Annotated in this window: 14 protein-coding genes; 4 read left to right on the forward strand and 10 right to left on the reverse strand. The window is 73.0% G+C overall.

Going from position 1 to position 18,818, the window contains the following annotated elements:
• Positions 1–12: 12 nt before the first annotated feature.
• Positions 13–1,491, reverse strand: coding sequence for an adenosylhomocysteinase (gene ahcY, locus ACRQ4C_RS11285; RefSeq protein ID WP_439688709.1), 1,479 nt, complete (start codon positions 1,489–1,491; stop codon positions 13–15).
• 142 nt (positions 1,492–1,633) lie between these two features.
• On the reverse strand, positions 1,634–1,846 hold the full coding sequence (locus ACRQ4C_RS11290; RefSeq protein WP_058726834.1) for a DUF3499 family protein: 213 nt from the start codon (positions 1,844–1,846) through the stop codon (positions 1,634–1,636).
• 58 nt (positions 1,847–1,904) lie between these two features.
• On the opposite strand from ACRQ4C_RS11290, the gene ACRQ4C_RS11295 reads away from it, so the two are divergent.
• Positions 1,905–2,345: a metallopeptidase family protein gene (locus tag ACRQ4C_RS11295; protein WP_290131365.1), complete on the forward strand. Its 441-nt coding sequence runs from the start codon at positions 1,905–1,907 to the stop codon at positions 2,343–2,345.
• A 109-nt stretch (positions 2,346–2,454) separates the two neighbouring features.
• Here ACRQ4C_RS11295 and ACRQ4C_RS11300 read toward each other — a convergent pair whose 3' ends face one another.
• From ACRQ4C_RS11300 to manA, 5 genes are all read right to left on the reverse strand, one after another.
• A complete protein-coding gene (locus ACRQ4C_RS11300) occupies positions 2,455–3,861 on the reverse strand; it encodes a DUF5719 family protein (protein ID WP_290131364.1) in 1,407 nt (468 codons plus the stop codon).
• The gene (locus ACRQ4C_RS11305; RefSeq protein ID WP_439688710.1) at positions 3,858–6,713 is read right to left on the reverse strand and encodes a glycosyltransferase; all 2,856 of its coding nucleotides are present in this window, start codon (positions 6,711–6,713) and stop codon (positions 3,858–3,860) included. The genes ACRQ4C_RS11300 and ACRQ4C_RS11305 overlap by 4 nt, the downstream gene beginning before the upstream one ends.
• A 119-nt stretch (positions 6,714–6,832) precedes the next feature.
• Entirely contained in the window at positions 6,833–7,165 is a 333-nt protein-coding gene (locus tag ACRQ4C_RS11310; protein WP_400413460.1) for a WhiB family transcriptional regulator, read from the reverse strand.
• A 186-nt stretch (positions 7,166–7,351) separates the two neighbouring features.
• Positions 7,352–8,320, reverse strand: coding sequence for a UDP-glucose 4-epimerase GalE (galE, locus tag ACRQ4C_RS11315; protein WP_290131361.1), 969 nt, complete (start codon positions 8,318–8,320; stop codon positions 7,352–7,354).
• A gap of 53 nt (positions 8,321–8,373) precedes the next feature.
• Positions 8,374–9,582 (reverse strand): mannose-6-phosphate isomerase, class I, encoded by a 1,209-nt coding sequence (manA, locus tag ACRQ4C_RS11320; protein WP_290131360.1) that lies wholly within the window; start codon positions 9,580–9,582, stop codon positions 8,374–8,376.
• 42 nt (positions 9,583–9,624) lie between these two features.
• On the opposite strand from manA, the gene ACRQ4C_RS11325 reads away from it, so the two are divergent.
• The gene (locus tag ACRQ4C_RS11325; protein WP_439688711.1) at positions 9,625–11,010 is read left to right on the forward strand and encodes an O-antigen ligase family protein; all 1,386 of its coding nucleotides are present in this window, start codon (positions 9,625–9,627) and stop codon (positions 11,008–11,010) included.
• 61 nt (positions 11,011–11,071) lie between these two features.
• Here the strand turns inward: ACRQ4C_RS11325 and ACRQ4C_RS11330 are convergent, their stop codons facing one another.
• A complete protein-coding gene (locus tag ACRQ4C_RS11330) occupies positions 11,072–12,451 on the reverse strand; it encodes a hypothetical protein (RefSeq protein WP_439688712.1) in 1,380 nt (459 codons plus the stop codon).
• A gap of 92 nt (positions 12,452–12,543) precedes the next feature.
• Between ACRQ4C_RS11330 and ACRQ4C_RS11335 the strand changes: the two genes are divergently transcribed.
• Complete coding sequence (locus tag ACRQ4C_RS11335) at positions 12,544–13,845, forward strand: O-antigen ligase family protein (protein WP_439688713.1); 1,302 nt, start codon at positions 12,544–12,546, stop codon at positions 13,843–13,845.
• A gap of 216 nt (positions 13,846–14,061) precedes the next feature.
• Here the strand turns inward: ACRQ4C_RS11335 and ACRQ4C_RS11340 are convergent, their stop codons facing one another.
• Together ACRQ4C_RS11340 and ACRQ4C_RS11345 are read right to left on the reverse strand one after the other, a co-directional pair.
• Positions 14,062–14,802 carry a polyprenol monophosphomannose synthase gene (locus ACRQ4C_RS11340; protein ID WP_439688714.1) on the reverse strand — a complete coding sequence of 247 codons (741 nt, stop codon included), beginning with the start codon at positions 14,800–14,802 and terminating at the stop codon, positions 14,062–14,064.
• A complete protein-coding gene (locus tag ACRQ4C_RS11345) occupies positions 14,799–17,288 on the reverse strand; it encodes a glycosyltransferase (protein ID WP_439688715.1) in 2,490 nt (829 codons plus the stop codon). The genes ACRQ4C_RS11340 and ACRQ4C_RS11345 overlap by 4 nt, the downstream gene beginning before the upstream one ends.
• Positions 17,289–17,428: 140 nt before the next feature.
• Between ACRQ4C_RS11345 and ACRQ4C_RS11350 the strand changes: the two genes are divergently transcribed.
• Positions 17,429–18,715 (forward strand): glycosyltransferase family protein, encoded by a 1,287-nt coding sequence (locus ACRQ4C_RS11350; RefSeq protein WP_439688716.1) that lies wholly within the window; start codon positions 17,429–17,431, stop codon positions 18,713–18,715.
• Positions 18,716–18,818: the final 103 nt, after the last annotated feature.

The raw sequence follows: 18,818 nt of genomic DNA on the forward strand, positions 1-18,818 counted from the left end.
GCGCGCGCCGCGTCAGTACCGGTAGTGCTCCGGCTTGTACGGCCCCTCGACTGGCACACCGATGTACGCCGCCTGCTCGGGCCGCAGCGAGGTCAGCCGGACCCCGAGGGCGTCGAGGTGCAGGCGCGCGACCTTCTCGTCGAGGTGCTTCGGCAGCACGTACACCCCGGTCGGGTACGCGTCCCGCCGGGTGTGCAGCTCGATCTGCGCGAGGACCTGATTCGTGAACGAGTTGCTCATGACGAACGACGGGTGCCCGGTGGCGTTGCCGAGGTTCATCAGACGCCCCTCGGAGAGCACCAGGATCGAGCGACCGTTCGGCAGCCTCCACTCGTGCACCTGCGGCTTGATCTCGACCTTCTCGGCCCCGGGCAGCGCTTCGAGCCCCGCCATGTCGATCTCGTTGTCGAAGTGCCCGACGTTCGCGACGACCGCGAGGTGCTTCAGGGCGAGCATGTCCTCGACCCCGACGACCCCGAGGTTGCCCGTGCACGTCACCACGATGTCGACCTCACCCGCGACGTCCGCGAGCCGCGCGACCTGGTAGCCGTCCATCGCCGCCTGCAGGGCGCAGATCGGGTCGACCTCGGAAACGATGACCCGGGCGCCCTGGCCGCGGAGGGCCTCCGCCGCGCCCTTGCCGACGTCGCCGTACCCGACGACGAACGCGACCTTGCCGCCGATGAGGACGTCGGTCGCCCGGTTCAGGCCGTCGGGCAGCGAGTGCCGGATGCCGTACTTGTTGTCGAACTTCGACTTGGTCACCGAGTCGTTGACGTTGATCGCCGGGAACTTGAGCTTCCCGTCGCGCGACAGCTCGTAGAGGCGGTGCACGCCCGTGGTGGTCTCCTCCGTCACGCCCTCGATGTCCGCGGCGATGCGGGTCCAGCGGTCCGCGGAGTCCCGGAGCGACGCCGCCACGGTGTCGAGGACGATCCGCCACTCGGCGCTCGCGTCGGGTCCGGCCTCGGGCACGCGCCCGGCGGCCTCTGCGTCGGCACCGGTGTGCACGAGCATCGTCGCGTCACCGCCGTCGTCGAGGATGAGGTTCGGGCCGATCCAGTCCGCTCCGGCGGACGCTGCCTCGGCGCTCCAGTCGAAGATCCGGTTCGTGCACCACCAGTACTCCTCGAGCGTCTCGCCCTTCCACGCGAACACCGGCACGCCCGCGGGCTCGTCGACCGTCCCGGTCGGGCCGACGACGACCGCCGCGGCGGCCTCGTCCTGCGTCGAGAAGATGTTGCAGCTCGCCCAGCGCACCGTCGCGCCGAGGGCCACGAGCGTCTCGATGAGCACCGCCGTCTGCACCGTCATGTGCAGCGACCCGGCGATGCGGGCACCGGCGAGGGGCTGCCCGGCGGCGAACTCCTCGCGCAGGGCCATCAGCCCCGGCATCTCGTTCTCCGCGAGGCGGATCTGGTGGCGTCCGGCCTCGGCCAACGAGAGGTCGGCGACGCGGAACGGTGCTTCGGTGCGGGACTCGATGGTCATGGCGCCAGTCTTCCACGCGCGCGTCGGCGCGTGGTGTGCGCGACGCGGTGCGACGCGCGGAGGGCGCCACGGTGGTGACGGCCGGGAGGCACGGTACGCGACCCGACGTCGGTCACGCGAGCAGGGCCTCCAGGCCGGTGCCTCAGTCGGCTTCGCGGAGCGGCTCACGTCGGACGACGCGCCACCCCCGCGGCACCCGCAGCCGCGCGGCGTGCCGCGCGCACAGGTCGTAACCGTGCGGCTCGACCCGCGTTGACAGCGGACCGACGACGACCATCGAGTCCCCGTAGTCGTACGTGAGGGTCGCCGACGCGCTCGCGCCACAGGCGACCTTGCTGCAGATCCGTACGTCCATACCGGTACCGACCCTACCGGGTGGGTCCCGGACCCCTGCGCCCGCGTACGATGACGGGATGCGCCGCAAGCCCCCGCTCGTCACCCCGGTCGACCGAGGCCGGGGCCGTTCCCGGCACGGACGCGGTGGTCGTTCGAGCGTGACCGGACCGGACCTCGCACCGCTCACCACGCGGGCGGAGGCGTTCGACCGGATCGTCGGCGACACCGCGCACTACCTCGTGCAGCTGTGGCCGGACGAGCTCGCGGGCGTCGTGTTCCAGGTCGCGGACATGCCGACCGACCCGACCCTGCCGGACCGGATGCCTCGGTGGCGGGTCGACCGGGCCGGCAAGCGGGTCACGGTGTTCCGCGTCCCCGTCGAGCGGGTGACCCGCAGCCCCGAGAAGGACGACGTGGACCGCCGGATCATCGTCGAGACCGCCGTGTTCCGCGCGGTCGGCGAGCTGATCGACAAGGACCCGTGGGACCTGGCACCGGACCGCTACCGGCACTGGTGACGGACCCGACGGACCCGACGGACCCGACGGACCCGACGGACCCGACGGACCCGACGGTCCCGTCGGACCCAGCGCACCCGACGGACCCCGCGGGCCGAACGTTCCCCGCTCAGGGGTAGACGCGCACCGGGGTCGAGACGGCCGTCGACGGCCGCACCGGGAAGCCCGCGATCCCGTCGTCGTTCTGGTAGGTCACCCCCGCCACGAGCCCCGCGGCGCCCGTGATCGTCAGCTGCTTCGCGGTCGGCGCCGGGACGGTCACGGTGGCCCCGGAGACGACGGACACCTGCCGTTCCTCGTCACCGGAGGCGATCGTGACGTCGGCGTCCGCACGCGTCGGGTTGACGAGGGTCAGCTGTGCACCGTCACCGGGCGCGACCGCGGTGACGACGTCGTCCCCGAGCGGCTCGGCCGACGCGAACCAGCCGAGGTCGGTCGCGTCGTCCTGGGTCGGCGTCGTGGTGCGGGCGCCCGCGACGACCGGCACCGTCGAGCTGATCGTGAGCGAGTACCGCCCGTCCGGGAAGTCGTCGAGCGTGACGTCGGTCACGATGCCCGGCTCGGCCGTGGCGTTCACGGTGGAGCCGCCGCCGTCCGCCGTCGTGATCCCGAGTGTCACCCGTGCCGCGGTGGTGCCGGGGACGAAGAGCCGGACCACCGGGGCGGCGTCCGCGGTGTCGTCGCCGCGCTGGGCGGCGTCGGCGCCCTCGAGGACGACCCCGGGGATGATCTGGGACGTGCTCGGAGCGGCGCCGCCGGACACGATGTCGAAGCCACCGGGGGTGAGCGTCCGCACCACCGTCTCCTGCATGTGCGCGACGATCTGCCCACCGGAGGACTCGACGTGGACGACGGTCGAGCCCTGGTCGGAGACGAAGCCGGACAGCGGCACGACCTTCTGGCTCCGCGGGGCGACCACGATGCCGGTCGTCCCCGGGGCGCTCACGGTGCCGGAGCCGTCGTAGATCGCGAGGTCGACGGTGGCGTTCACGTCGGTGGGGTTCGCGAGCGTGATGAGGCTCGTGCGTCCGGTCTCGGTCGAGCCCCCGACCAGCCAGGTCGACTGCGCGGGGTCGTCGCACGACGCGGCTCCGACGCCGACGAGGTCACCGTCGGAGACGCTCTGGTAGCTGCTGCCCGCGACCTGCGGCGTCGTGGAGCCGGCCGGCGCGGTGAGGAGCCGGGGGTCGCTGCTGCCGGAGTCGTCCACGCCGAGGTCGGACCGCTCGACGGAGTCGCCCGTCGTCGCCGTGGCCACGGTGGCGCTGCCGACCGGGCTCGCCTTGGTCGCGTCGTTGCCCGCGTCGTCCGAGAGCCGCAGTGCGTTGCCCGCGCAGACCCGCTGCGCGTCGGCCGCGACGGGGGTGACCGTCTGTCCGGCGGGACGGCCGGGGGTCGACTCGGTCCCGATGGCGTGCGCCACCGTTACGGTGCCGGCGGCGACGACCACGGCGACCGCGGTGGCGGTGCCGCGGACCAACCAGCGGCGGACGGTGGCGGGGGTGCTGGCGCTCATTCGTCACGCTCCTCGTCGAAGGTGGTCGCGGGTTCCTCGGCCTCGATGCGGTTCGAGGTGGCGCGGCGCCGGCGGGGTGCGGTGGGCACCGCGAGCAACGCTGCGGCGCCGAACACCACGCCGAGGACGACGAGGTAGGCGACGTGCGTGGCCTGGGCGGCCGCGGAGCCGGTGGAGGTCCGGTCGACCTCGCCGTCGAAGTGGAACAGCTGGCCGTTCGTGGTCTCGCCGATGCTCGTGAAGAGCGCGTTCTGGCCGATCGCCCCCGCGGCGCGGTCGTGCACGGTCTGTGCCAGCGGGTCGGAACCGGCGTCGTCGAGCAGCACGAAGCTGATCCCGAGCGAGCGGAGCGCCGGGCGGGGGTCGTAGCCGCTGCGGCTCGCGAGGTTGCCCGCGAGCGTCGTGAGCTGCTCCCCCGAACGGCTGAGGGTCAGCGCCGTCGAGTCCAGCGTCGACTGGTCGTCGAGCGTGGAGCCCTGCCCGCGTTCGAGCGAGACGGACAGCGAGCCGTCGGGCTGCGGGTCGACGACGAGCGTGCCGACGTCCGGGTTCGCCTGCGCCTCGGCGTTGACGTAGGCGCTGAGCACGCGCCCGCTCGTCGGCTGGATCGTGGCGGTCTGCAGGTAGAACGCGGCGAACGCCGGTGCGACGGTCACGCCGGCGAGGACCGTCGCCACGAGCCCCGCGACCGGAGCGAGTCTCGGCAGCACGTCGAGGCCGATGCAGGCAGCTGCGACGATGCCGAGCCAGTACACGCTCAGCCCGCTCCCCGGCCAGACGATGGTGGTCGTGGAGCCGACGCCCGTGACCGCGAGCTGCGTGGCGCCGAAGGCCGTGGCGTACCCGAGCAGGGCGACGACGAGCGCGGCGCCCGCGACGGCCCAGCGGTGCCCGAGCATCGCGCCGAGTGCCGCGACCGCCACCGGGAGCGCCAGGACGGCCATGACGACCGGCAGCACCCACGCGACGAGAGCGAGCGACTCGGTGTGCAGCAGCCAGCCGCTCCAGTCCGGCACGGGCTGCCCGATGGCGAGCTGGAACGCCGACGGCGCGCGGGTCGCGGATGGTACGCCGGGATCCGCGAGGACGGCGAGCGGGTTGCCCCTGGCCACCTGCGCCAGGAGCAACGGCAGGAACAGGACCGCGGCCGGCACCGGGATGAAGATGCGGCGGTGTGCCCGCCGCCAGCCGACGACCAGTGCGACGAGCCACGTCAGCAGGAGCACCGGGAGCAGGGACGGCGCCGAGGCGGCGACGACCGCGAAGAGGATGGCGGCGCCAGCAGCCCACGCCCACGACCGGTGGGCCTCGAGGAGCGCGAGGAACAGCCACGGCAGCGTCAGGTGCGCGATGACGGCACCGAGGTGCCCGCTCGTGACCGCCCCGACGAGCGTCGGCGCGATCGTGTACAGCGCTGCGCCGATCACCGGCACCCAGGTCCGGGTCGTGACCTTGCGCACGGCGAACCACGCGCCGAGCGCGGACACCGGGAACGCGAGCAGCATGACGAGCACGACCGAGGTCGACGGCGACCAGAACGTGATCGAGCCGAGGACCGCGACGACCGCGGTGAACGGGTCGCTCGGACCGGTGAAGCCGGTACCGAGGGAGTGCCAGCCGTAGCCGACGTTCTGCCACAGCCGACCGACCGAACTCGACAGCGGCAGGAGCCCGCCACCGGTCAGCGCCGGCGACCCGAGCAACGGGTACAGCGTCACGACGCTCAGCACGGCCGCGGCGAGCACCACCCAGACCCCGCCGTCGCCGAGGAACGAGGCGCGTGCGATCGGGGCGTCCTCGACGCGTGCGAGTTCGACGTCGCGGGACGTCGTCCGGCGCTCGTGCAGGCGGCGCCAGCTCACGCGGAGCGGCTCGATCGCGGCCCACCCGACGGTGCGGTTGCGCGCGAGCACCTTCCGCGCCCGTCCGACCCCGCTCCCGAACGCGACCGCGAAGGCGGCGGCGAGCTCGCCCGTGACGGCGGCCGGGTGCTTCGCGACGAGGTGCCCGACCGCACGCGCGACCGCGAACGGGACGAGCGTCAGCCAGTGCAGCCAGAGGGTCCACGCCGGGGCGTAGGTCAGCCGGCGGTGGAGCTGCGCCTGACGGTGCAGCCGCACGCGCTTGCCCTCGGAGAGCCGCTTGCGACCGAACTCCTCGACCGGGCCGGCACTCGAGACCCGGGCCTCCGGGACCACCGCCACGCGGTGTCCCGCGAGACGCGCCCGTACGCAGAGGTCCAGTGCGGCGTCGACGTCGGGCAGCGCCGGGTCGAACCCGCCGAGCTGCTCCCAGACGGACCGCCGGACGAGCATGCCGGCCGCCGCGACGCCGAGGACGTCGGTGTACCGGTCGTGCTGACCCTGGTCGAGTTCGTCCTGCACGAGCACGAGGGACCGTCCGGTCCTGGTCATGCTCTCGCCGAAGTCGCGGATGCGGGAGGGGTCGTCGTCGTGCACGAGCTTCGGGCCGACGACCACGACGGACGGCGCGATCTCGACCGCGGTGAGGAGTTCGGCCAGCGCCTCGGGAGCCGGTGCGTTGTCGTGCCCGAGGAACCAGAGCCACTCGTCGGCCGGACCACCGTCGCCGTCGGCGGGCGCGACCTCGCGGACGCCCGTGGCGACCGCCTGCACGAAGGTCCGGCGCGTCGACAGGCGGACCAGAGCGGCCGAACCGCCGAACTCGAGTCCCGCCGTGGAGCCGTCGGTCGATCCCGCGTCGACGACGACGAGACCCTCGGGGTGGCGGGTCTGCCGGGCCAGCGCGTCGAGGGTGCGGTCGAGGTGGTCGCCGCCGTCGGCGGCGACGAGGATCGCGGTGACACGGGGCTGGGAGACGCTGGGCTGCATGACGGGCGTCACTCTACGGTCTGGAGGCACGCGGTCCGTCGCGGACGGCGGCGCGCCGTGAACCTGTGGGAGCCATCACCGCACGGTGTGCGCCGGACGCGCACCGTGCCTCCCGGCGGCTACGCCCTCTTGCGGAGCTTGCGACGCTCGCGCTCGGAGAGACCGCCCCAGATGCCGAAGCGCTCGTCGTTCTCGAGCGCGTACTCGAGGCACTGCGCCCGGACCTCGCACGAGGTGCAGATCTTCTTCGCCTCGCGCGTCGATCCGCCCTTCTCGGGGAAGAACGCCTCGGGGTCGGTCTGCGCGCACAGCGAGTCCGCCTGCCAGGCGAGCGGGTTCTCCTCGTCGTCGGTCTCCGTGCGGCGGACGCCCGGGACGCCGAGCGACACCGGGTCGACGTGCCAGTCCTCCGGAACACCGGCGCTGAAGTCGGAACCGTTCACCCTGATCACCCCTGACGACTTGTGACGGACCACGACGGGTTGCCGTCGTTGCCTGTAATTACAGCGGTGTGATTCCCGAGAGTCAAGTCGCGGATCATAGAAGCGCCTGACCGTTGCGGCGTGTCATGTCCCCCGTCCTGGCGTGTCGCCCGCGTTCTGTCCGGGTTTCGGGGGACACGCCAGGTCCGGATCAGGTCACGCTCGAGCGACGCTCCGGCGCGCCTCCCACGCGCTGGACACCATCTGGTCCAGGGAGTGCCGCATCGCCCAGTCGAGGTCACGGGCCGCCGCCTCGCCCGTCGCGACGATGCGCGCGGGGTCACCCGGGCGCCGCGGAGCGACCTCGGGCTCGAAGGCGATCCCGGTGCCCTTCGCCATCGCGTCCATGATCTGGCGGACGCTCACGCCGTCGCCGCTGCCGAGGTTGTACGCCCGGTCGAGCGGCTCCCCCGCCTCGAGCTTGCGCGCGGCCACGGCGTGCGAGTGCGCGAGGTCGGCCACGTGCACGTAGTCCCGCACGCAGGTGCCGTCCGGGGTCGGGTAGTCGTCGCCGTTGATCCGCGGTGTCCGACCGGCGAGCAGCGCGTCGAACACGAGCGGGAAGAGGTTGTGCGGGCTGGCGTCGTAGAGGTCCGGCTCGCCGGAGCCGACGACGTTGAAGTAGCGCAGCGACGTCGTCGTGAAGCCGCGGGCGACCTCCATGTCCCGCAGCAGCCACTCGCCGATGAGCTTCGACTCGCCGTAGGGCGACTCGGGTGCCTTCGGGGTGGACTCGACGACCGTGTCGACGTCCGGGGTGCCGTACACGGCCGCGCTCGACGAGAACACGACCTTCGTGACGCCCTCGTCCGCCATCGCGCGGAGGAGCGTCGTCATGCCCGTGACGTTCTGCTCGTACGTGTGCAGCGGACGCTCGACCGAGACGCCCGCGTACTTGAAGCCGGCGACGTGCACGACCCCGGTGACGGCGTGCTCCCGGAGCGTCCGGCGCACGAGGTCGCCGTCGAGGATCGTGCCCTCGACGAACGGCACGTCCTCCGGCACGAAGCCGCGGAAGCCGCTCGAGAGGTCGTCGAGCGCGACGGTGTCGATGCCCGCCGCCCGCAGCGCTCGGACGACGTGGGACCCGATGTACCCGGCACCGCCGGTGACCAGCCAACTCATGGTCGTCACGCTAGCGGACCGGGGTGTCCCCCAGGGGCGTCAGACGTGCGTGTTCACGCACCCGTCGCGATGAACACCGTCGACGTCAGGCCCGACGCCGCGTCGGCCTCGACCGTGACGTCGCCCTCGTCCGGCGTGACGTAGCAGGCCTCGCCCTGGCGGAGCAGCGTCGCGCTCGTCGCACCGACGAGCGTCACCACGCCCTCGGTGCAGATCGCGATCGAGGGGCCGTCCAGGGGCGCGACACCACCCGTGCCGAGGCCGACCGGGCCGCCGTCGCCCGTGACCCGCACGAGCGCGAAGCCGACGCCGTCGGGGGCGAAGCGGTCGACCCCTGGTGCGAGGTGCTCGGGCTCGAGGACCGGCGCCGGGTACGCGGTGAAGTCGAGGACGTGCAGGAGCTCCGGCACGTCGACGTGCTTGGGTGTCAGCCCCCCGCGGAGGACGTTGTCGGACGGCGCCATGAGCTCGATGCCGAGTCCGTCGAGGTAGGCGTGGATGTTCCCGGCGGGCAGGTACATCGACTCCCCGGTCCGGAGCGTCACACGGTGCATGAGGAGCGACACCACGATGCCGGGGTCGCCCGGGTACGCCGCCGCGAGGTCGCGGACCGTGCGGATGTTCGGCCCGGCCTCGTCGTCGGGGACCGCGGCGGCGAGGTCGCTCACGGCCCGCACGACGGCGAGCGCGCCCTCGTCGGCGGTCTCGAGCCAGCGCACGGTGTCCTCGAGGCCCTGCCCGAGGTGCGCGACGAGCGGGCCGAGACGGCCGGAGCCCGCGTCGAGCCGCTCGACGTCGGCCGTCGTCTCGGCCACCGGGCGGAAGCCGCTCAGGGCCTCGAAGCGCTCGCTCAGCGCCACGACGAGCTCGGGCTTCGGGAACGGGTCCTTGTAGTTCCGGGCCGGGTCGTCGATCGGGACGCCGGCGGCCTCCTCGCGCTCGTAGCCCTCGCGTGCCTGCTCCGGGGTCGGGTGCGCCTGCAGCGAGAGCGGGGCGGCCGCGGCGAGGACCTTGAGGAGGAAGGGCAGGCCGGTGCGCCCCGTCCCGAGGGCGTCCTCCGGCTCCGCGGCGATCCAGTCGAGCAGCGTGTCGGCTCCCCCGACCATCGCCGGGTTCACCACGACGCTCGGGCTGCCCGGGTGGGCGCCGAGCCAGAGCTCGGCCTGGGGTGCGCCGGTGACGGTGCGGCCGAGGAGCTCGGGGATCGCGGTGACGGACCCCCACGCGTAGTCGCGCGGGGTGTTGGTGATGCCGAGGAACATGCGGCGAGCCTACCGGCGGGCGCGCGACGGTACCCTGACGACGTGACGAACACGTGGCCGGTGGCTCGAGGTACGGTTCCGGAGCGGGAGGCGTTCGCGTTCGCGAGCACCCTGCTCGGTGTGGTGTTCGCCGGCGACGCGGTGCCGAACACCCTCACCTGGGTCGGCGCCGGCGTCCTCTGGGCGCTCGTCGCCGCCTGGGGCATCACGATCCTCGTCCGCGCGAAGCCGCCGCTGACCCGGACCCCCCGGTCGCTGTGGTTCTTCCTCGCCTGGTGCCTGGTGTCGCTCGTCTGGTCGCACTGGCGGTACGCGACCCTGCCGAGCATCGTGGTGCAGGTCGTCTGCGCCGCGGTGGCGTTCGCGGTCGCCTCGACCCTGACCTGGCGCCGCATCCTCGACGCGACGAGCCTCGCGATTCGCTGGGTCCTCGCGCTGTCACTGCTCTTCGAGGCCTTCGTCGCGGTCGTGCTCCGGCACCCGATCGCTCCCGCGTGGACCGACTACGGGGACGCGAAGATCCCGGACGCCTTCTACTTCTCGCGCGCCGAGCTCTTCACCGGTGGCCGCATCCAGGGGCTGCCGGGCAACGCGAACCTCCTGGCGATGGTGGCCCTGCTCGCGGCGATCGCCGTCGGGGTGCAGCTCGCCGAGGGTCGCATCCGTCGGGCACGCGCCATCGGGTGGCTGGTCGTCGCCGCCGTCGTGTTCCTCCTCACCCGGTCGTCAACGGTCGCCGCGGCCGCGGTCGTCGTCGCGCTCGTGCTGGTCGTGGCGCTCTGGATCCGCCGGACGCCCACGGACCGCCGCACGCCGCGCTACCTCGTCGTCGCGGCCGCCGCCCTCGTGCTCGCGGGGGTCGCCTTCGTCGCGCGCGGTGCGGTGTCGGAGCTCCTCGGCAAGGGCTCGGACGCGACGGGCCGCGGTGAGATCTGGGCGAAGGTCCTCGGACTCGTCGACCAACACCCGGTCGTCGGCTGGGGGTGGATCGGCTACTGGTGGCCGAGCATCCCGACCCTCGCCGACCTCGCACACCGCAAGGGTGTGACGTACCTGCAGGCGCACGACGCGTACCTCGACGTGTGGATGCAGACGGGCATCATCGGTCTCGTCCTCTTCGCGATCTACGCCCTGACGACCCTGCACCGGGGCTGGGCCGGCGCGACGCGGATCGGGTACGACGCTCGCCTCGAGCAGCGTCCGTTCGACCCCGTGACGCTCTTCCCGCTCCTCGTCGTCGTCGCGCTGCTCGTGCAGTCGGTCGCCGAGTCGCGGCTCCTGTACCAGGGGAACTGGATCCTCTTCGCGCTCCTCGCGATCAAGTCGCGCATCGTGCTCGTCGGTGACGAGCCGGCGTCGACGGGCGACGGGCCCCGCACCCCGCCCGCCCGACGCGCCTTCCGACGACTCCCGGCACCGCGCGCCTGAGCGGTCCGGCCGGCGGTCCGGCCACCGCGCGGGCCGACGGGGCGACTGGCGCGCGTCCGCGTCAGCGCAACCGTTCGCAGGGCACCGACGCACCCCACGGCGCCGTGCGGACGCGCGCCACGTCGAGGTCGGGGTCCGCACGGCAGGCGGCCGCCGCCAGGGGAGCTGAGGTGCCCACTCGGGGCCGGCCGCTCGGCGGGAAGCCGGTTGCACGTGGTCGAGGAGCTGCGGAGCGGTCCCGACGACCGCCGAGGTCACGACGACCGCGACCGCGCACCAGCCGGCGGCCGCGCCGACGAGCCGAGCCGTGCCTCCCGGCCGGGGTCCGCTGCGGACCGCCACGCCCGTCGGCCCACGTGACGAGCACGCCGGCGGCCGTCGCGACCGAGGAGAGCAGCAGCAGTCCGCTCGCCGCCGCGTAGCGCAGGGGGCGCGCCGCGGCGAGCACGGGCGTGGGCGTCCCCCACGGCGAGTCGACGCCGTTCGCGTACAGCGCCGCGATCCACACGGCGAACGACGCACCGGCCAGGGCGACCACGATCCACCGCGCCCGGGTGGGCCCGACGACGACGGCCGCGACGAGCAGCGCTGCGACGACGAGTGCCGGCACGACCGCGACCCACCAGCCGTGCGCGAGGACCGACCGGACGACGTCCCCCGCACTCGATCGGAACAGCCCGTTGACGGGTTGCAGGAGGAACCCCGCCACGACGTCGAGCGGCCGCGGGGTCGCGGAGGCCGGGGTCCGCGGGGTGGACAGCGACACGACCACCTGCGCCGCCGCGCCGCCGAGTGCCACCACCGTGACGGGCAGCGCCAGCAGGTCCGGGCGCCCGCCTCGTCGGGCGGGACGCGGGAACCAGGCGAGGAGGAGGAGCGGCAGGAACAGGACCGTCTGCGGCTCGGTGAGCGTCACGGCCGCGGCGACGACGGCGAGGCCGGCCGCCGCCCGCCAGCTCCGGGCGCGGTACGCGAACACCCACGGTGCGAGTGCGAGCAGGAACCAGTGCAGGTTCGCGGTGTTCCCGGCGATCTCGTACGGTGCGAGCGGCAGCAGCGCCGGCACCGCGGCGAGCAGGGCCCGGAGCGGCCAGGGGCCGACGACCTGCCGGGCGAGCACGAACACGAGCGCAGCGGCCACCCCGACGACGCAGCAGGAACCCAGCGACAGCGCGAGCGCGTACCGCTCGACGGGCAGCGCCCACGCGGCATCGACCACGATCCGCGGAACGAGGTGGAGGTACCCGGCGTACGGCTGCAGGAGGTCCCACGGGCCGTCCGCCACGCGCTCGCGGAGGAACACCCCACCGTCCTCGGCCCACACCGTCCGAGCCGCGACGGGCCCGAGCCGCCACCAGCCGACGACGGCGACGACCAGGCCCACGAGCACCGCGCCGAGCCCCGCGACGACGGTGGTCCGGACCGTCCCCCTGTGCTGCACGGCCAGATCGTATCGTCGATATCGCGCTTCGTGGATAGCGACCGGCCGTCGGGTGGCACGACGACGCCCGCGCGGTACGCGAAGATGGACGGGTGACGGACAGCCGGGTGACCAGACGCGTGCAGGCGCGCCGGTACCTCTCGGCCTGGATCGGGTTCTCGGCGGGCGGGCGGTTCAGCCAGGCCCTCGCGACCGTGATCGTCCTCTTCGCGTTCGGCGAGCCCACCGTCACCACGCTCGTCGGCGGTGCCGGCACGTGGGCGGTGCTCGTCACCCTCGTGGTGCTCGCCGGGCTCAGCCTCCTCGGTCAGCGGTACCGGATCGAGTGGCACGGGGTGCTCCCCCTGTCGCTGCTCGCGTTCGTCGGCTACTGCGCGCTCAGCGTCCTCTGGAGCCAGTACTCGTGGGTCGCCCTCCGCGGGTTGACGGCCACGGTCTGCTTCGTCGGGCTCGGCCTCTACCTCGCCCTCGGACGCGACCTCGTGCAGGTCATCCGCGCCTCCGGTGACGCGTTCCGGATCCTGCTCGTCGTCGCCCTCGGCCTCGAGGTCCTCTCCGGCCTCGTGCTCGACGTCCCGATCCCCGCCTTCGGCATCCGCGGCGACATCGCGTACGGCGGACCGATCCAGGGCATCGGCGGCACCCGCAACTTCATGGGGTTCATCGCGGCGATGGCCCTGGTCACGTTCGTCGTCGAGTTCCTCACCCGCTCCGTGACCGTCTGGCGCGCCGTGGCGTCGACCGCCCTCGCCGTGATCGCCCTCATGCTCGTGCAGTCCCCCATCACGGGCCTCGCCATGATCGCCCTGGCCGTGACGGCCCTCGCGCTCTGGGCACTGCGGCACGCGCGACCGACCGCACGACCCGTCGTGAACGGCGTCCTGGGCGCCGCGGTCCTGGCGATGGTCGCGGTGGGGGTCATCGCCAGGCACCGGGTGCTCGCCGAGATCGGCGCGGCGGGCGGGACGGCGACCCGCATCGACCTCTGGGCACAGATCCGTTCCCTGACGGCGCAGTACCCGATCCAAGGCTGGGGCTGGGTGGGCACGTGGCCGCAGGAGGCCGTGGTCCCCTACGTCACCTTCATCGACCCGGCGGGCGAGCGCTTCACCTCGGCGCTCAACGCGTTCGTGGACGCCTGGTTGCAGATCGGGCTCGCGGGGACGATCCTGCTCGGCATCACCGCCGTCCTCGCGTTCGCGCGGGCCTGGGTGACCGCGACGACGTTCCCCGGCGTGGCCTACGTCTGGCCGGCGGCCGTCCTGGTCCTCCTCGCGGTCACGAGCACGGCCGAGAGCTACCTCCTCCACGGTGCGGGACTCATGGTCTTCGTCACCGTGCTCGTCGTCGCGGCGCGGCGGCGCTCGTGGCGGAGGCACCTGCCCCGGGTCTGAGCCTCTGACGGCTCGAGGGCGAGCGTCCGAGCACCGGCCTGGAGGCACGGCTCGCCCCGTCCGGCGCCTCCCGTCCCGGCGGGTGGCGCGCCGGGCGCGGTGCGCCGCGTGGTACGCCGCGTGGCGCGCCCCGCGTGCGGGTCGCGTCGGCCGGATGCGGTCAGCGGGTCGCGGCCCGCGGATCGCGGCCACCGGATCGCGGTCACCGGGTCGCGGTCAGCGGCGGCGGCCGAAGCGGCGCTGGAGGCCCCACTGGGTCACGCGCAACATGGCCTCGAACACGATGCCACCGCTCATCTTCGAGACGCCGTGGATGCGGTCGCGGAAGCGGATCGGCACCTCGACGATGCGACCGCCCTGCGCGTCCACACGCAGCGTCATGTCGACCTGGAAGCAGTAGCCCTTCGAGTCGATCGAGTCGAGGTCCATCGCCGCGATCGCACTCGCGCGGTACACGCGGAACCCGGCCGTGACGTCGTGCACGGCGATCCCGAGCATGATCCGCGCGTAGGTGTTCGCACCGCGGCTGAGGACTTCGCGGCGGAGCGGCCAGTCGACCACCGAGCCGCCGGCGACCCAGCGCGACCCGATCGCGAGCAGCACGTCGTCCGCGCCCCGCACGGCGTCGATCATCGCGGGCAGGCGGTCGGGCGGGTGCGAGCCGTCGGCGTCCATCTCCACGAGCAGCGGGTAGCCGCGCTCGAGCCCCCACCGGAAGCCCGCGACGTACGCGGTGCCGAGGCCGAGCTTGCCGGACCGTTGGAGCAGGTGGACGCGGTCGTCCTCGGCGGCCATGGTGCGGACGATGTCGCCCGTGCCGTCGGGGCTGCCGTCGTCGACGACGAGCAGGTGCGCGGTGGGCACCTGGCCCAGGATCGCGTCGGCGATCGCACGGATGTTCTCCGCCTCGTCGTACGTCGGGACGACGACCAGGGCGGTGGCGTCGGCGGCGCTCATCGGTTCTGCAGCCGGCGCTTGATCTTCCCGGCGACGCTCCGCGGCCCCTCGGTGCGGAGGTAGTGCACCGCGCGGCCGAGGTCGTGACGGACCCCGTAGAGCTTCTTCCGGTCGGGGACCCGGACGCGCATCTCGTGCGGCGTCACGGCGATCCCGGCGTCGCGGACGGACTTGTCCGCGGCACGGATCGGGTTGCGGCAGAACTCGACGAGCGGCTCGAGGACGTTCTCCCACGTGAACTGTTCCCGCACGCGGTCGACGTTCGCGATGAACTCCGCGCGCGCCTTCTTGTCGAAGAGCGCGGTCTCGAGGGCGTCGGCCAGCCCGGCGACGTCCTGCTCGTGCACCGCGATGCCGAGCTTCTCCGCGGCGACGAGGTCGCCGAAGGAGTCGCCGGCGGTCGTGACGATCGGCAGTCGAGCCCACAGGTAGTCGAGGATCCGGGTGCGGAACGAGAACGTGGTCTCGAGGTGCTCGTAGTGCGTGGAGACGCCCGCGTCCGCCTCGAGCAGGTACGCGCCGCGCTCCTGGTACGGGATCCAGTTCTCGTTGAAGAACACGTTCTTGCCGGTGAGGCCGAGGGCGTCAGCCTCGGCCCGGACCTTCGCGACGATGTCCATCTCGGGCACGTCGGGGTTCGGGTGCTGGACGCCCATGAAGAACAGCTTCACGCTCGGGCGCTTCGCCGCGAGCTGGCCGATCGACCGGACCAGCGTGATGGGGTCGAACCAGTCGTAGATGCCGCCGCCCCACACGACGAGCTTGTCGTTCTTGCCGATGCCGGGGACGACGCCCTTGATCCGCTGCACGTCGTGCACGGGCGGCGTCGACGACAGGCCGAACGGGACGACCCCGATGAGCGAGCGGAGGTCGGGGTCCCGCGAGTACGTGCGGGCGTTCACCCGACCGGATCCGGCGAGCTGGCCGAGCCAGAACATCCGCTGTCGCTCGGAGGCGCAGATGAAGTAGTCGCCCAGCTCGAGCTGGTGGTTGAGCGTGTCCGACGCGTCGAGGACCTGGCGGTTCCACTGGTCGACGTCGTCGCTGCGGCCCTGCTCGAGCTGCTCGAGGTGCAGCGGGTCGTAGACGTCGACGACCAGGATCTTCCGCGTCGACTCGAGCACCGGGAACAACCGGAGCGCGTGACCCTGCACGACGATGACGTCGGCCCACGCCTCGTGCTCGACCATCTGGCGCGGGTGGCGGTGCGGGACGGTGACGACCTCGTACGACGCATCGATCTGCTCCGAACGCGTCAGGCTGACCACACGGACGTCGTGCTCCTTGGCGAGCTCCTTCGCCATCTGGGTCGCGCGGATCGCGGGGCCGGCCATCTTCTCGCCGACGGCGTCGCCGGTGATGATGAGCACCCGCCGACGGGTCCCGACCTCGAGCACGCCGAGGGAGTGCACGATCTTGTCGTAGCCGGCGAGGTAGTTCTCGATCGGGTAGGCGGGCTCGTCGCGGTTGCCGAACAGCCGGAGCAGTTCGCGGTCGCTGCGGACACGGGTCGCCTGGATCCGGCGCCGCGACTCGGTCATCGAGGGCAGCTGCTCGACGAACTGGTCGACGCCGTAGATGCCGGCCATGCTCGTCTTCGGCACCGGGATCGTGGGGACGCTGTCGTCGCCGGGGTTGCGCAGGTCGAGCTCGGTCGAGTCGAGTTCGCCGCGTCCGACCGCCCGACGGACCGCGAGGGCGAGGGACCCGGGCAGCGCTGCCGCGAGCTGCTCGTCGCCGAGGTTCTTGTAGAGCGTGAAGAGGGCGTTCCGTTCGAGCAGGTACGTCTCGCGGAAGTCTCCGAACTTGTTCATGGAGGCATGGTGCTTGTGGAACGCGACCGACCGCGGCTGGTAGCGGAACCGCCACCCGAGGAGGTTGAGCCTCCAGCCGAGGTCGACGTCCTCGTAGAACATGAAGTAGCGGTCGTCGAACCCGCCGAGCTGCTCGAAGAGTTCCGCGCGGATGAACATCGCGGCGCCGGTGCCGAAGAGGACGTCGGTCTCGCTCTCCCACCGACCGGTGTCGGGGGACCCGGCGAAGGGCTTGTAGCCCATGCCGTACCAGGTCATCGCGGCCTCGGTGAAGTCGACGTTCACGCCCTCCCAGTCGAGGACCTTCGACGCCACGGCACCGATGTCCGCGCCCGAGGCGAACGTCGCCATCGCCTCGCGCACCCAGCCGACGTCGGGGCGGGCGTCGTTGTTGAGGAACGCCACGACCTCGCCGGAGGACTTCGCGACACCGAGGTTGCAGCCGCCCGTGAAGCCGAGGTTCGCGCCGGCGTCGACGAGGGTGAAGTCGAGGTCCGATGCCTTGAGGCGGCCGAGGTGCTCCGGCCCGGACCCGTTCTCGACGACGATGACCTCGAGCTTGTCCTGCGGCCAGTCCTGCTTCCGCAGTTCCGCGATGCTCGTGAGGGTGTCGTCCGTGCCCTTGTAGTTGACCAGGACGACGGAGACGACTCCGGCCTTGCGCTCGCTCACGCGGTTCCTCCAGCTGTTCGCACGCACCGAGGCGTGCTCGTGTCAACGGCAACCCAGGGCTGCCGACGGCCGAGGACACCCTACAAGGCCGACCGTGGCGATCGCCGACGTCGCGCCGTCGTTCGTGCACAATGTCGCAGGTGACGACGCACGCCATCCCCGCCGCCCCCGCCCGTTCCCCGCTGGAGGCCGAGTACACCGCGATCGCGGCCGGTGCGCACGCCGAGGGACCGCGCGGCACGGTCCGCTTCGCGGTGTCGACCGCTGACCCGACCGAGGGCAAGGGCGACCTCTACGTGGCGCTCGGCCTGGCGCGGGCGCTCCGGGCGGACGGCTGGGGCGTCGCGCTCTGGCCCGTCGAGCGGTGGACCGAGGAGTTGCCCGAGGACACCGCCGTGCTCGTCAGCATGATCGAGTCCTTCGTACCGGGGCTCGTCCCGGCGAGCACGGCGCTCGTCGCCTGGGTCCGGAACTGGACGGCGCAGTGGGCCGCACTCCCCTACCTCGACGAGTTCGACGTGGTGTGGACGTCGTCGGCGATCGCCCGGGACGCCGTCGCAGCGCACCGCAGCGGCCCGGTCGAGGTCGTGCCGATCGCCGCCGACCCCGACCTCTTCAGCACGGGTGACGAATCAGCGAGGAGCGGGCGCGCCGTCACCACGGTCAACTTCTGGGGCGTGCGACGCCGGGCGCAGGACGTGCTCGAGGCCGTCCGCCCGGCCGAGCCCGTCGTCTGGTTCGCGGCGAACGCCGACCTGCTGACGCCCGCCCCCGGGGTCGAGCTCAGGCCAGCGGTCTCCTACTTCGCCCTGCCGGACGTCTACCGGGCGGCCGCGTTCGTCATCGACGACGTCATCGCGCCCGCCGCCGAGTACGGGACGCTGAACTCACGGCTGTTCGAGTCGCTCGCAGCGGGTGCGCTGCCCGTCACCGACTGCGCGCTCGGGCTCGACGAACTCGGACTCGAGGACGTCCCGGTGTACGACGACGCGGCGTCGCTCGAGGCCGCGCTGGCGATGCCCGCGGACGAGCGCCGGTCGCTCGTGGGGCGGCTCCGCGACGTCGTGCTCGACCGGCACACCTTCACCGCCCGCGCCGAGCAGGTCGGACCGACCCTCGACGCCGCCGTCGAGGCCGCCCGCGGACGACGGGGGCAGCGGTCGGCGACCCTCCGCTGGATCACGGCGCTCCGCGAGGAACTCCGGGCGACCGCGGCCGAGCGCGACGTGCACCGTGCCGGGGTCGACGACATCAACCGGCGTCTGATCGTGTCGGAGAACGCGATCGCCGGCTTCGACGCGGCTCGCCGCTCGGCCGAGGCGGAGCGCGACGCGATCGCGCTCCGGTACGACGCCCTGACGCGGTCCCTCGAGTACCGCCTGCTCCACGGGGCGGGACGGGTCGCGCGCCGCGCGCTCCGCCGCTGACGCGACGCGACGCGACGCGACCAGACGAGCACGACGCGACGGACGGACGCGACGCGACGCGACGCGACGGACGCGGCACCACGCGACGGACGGGAGGCGCGGT

This window comes from Curtobacterium sp. SP.BCp (assembly GCF_051903255.1).
In the GTDB taxonomy this organism is placed as follows: domain Bacteria; phylum Actinomycetota; class Actinomycetes; order Actinomycetales; family Microbacteriaceae; genus Curtobacterium.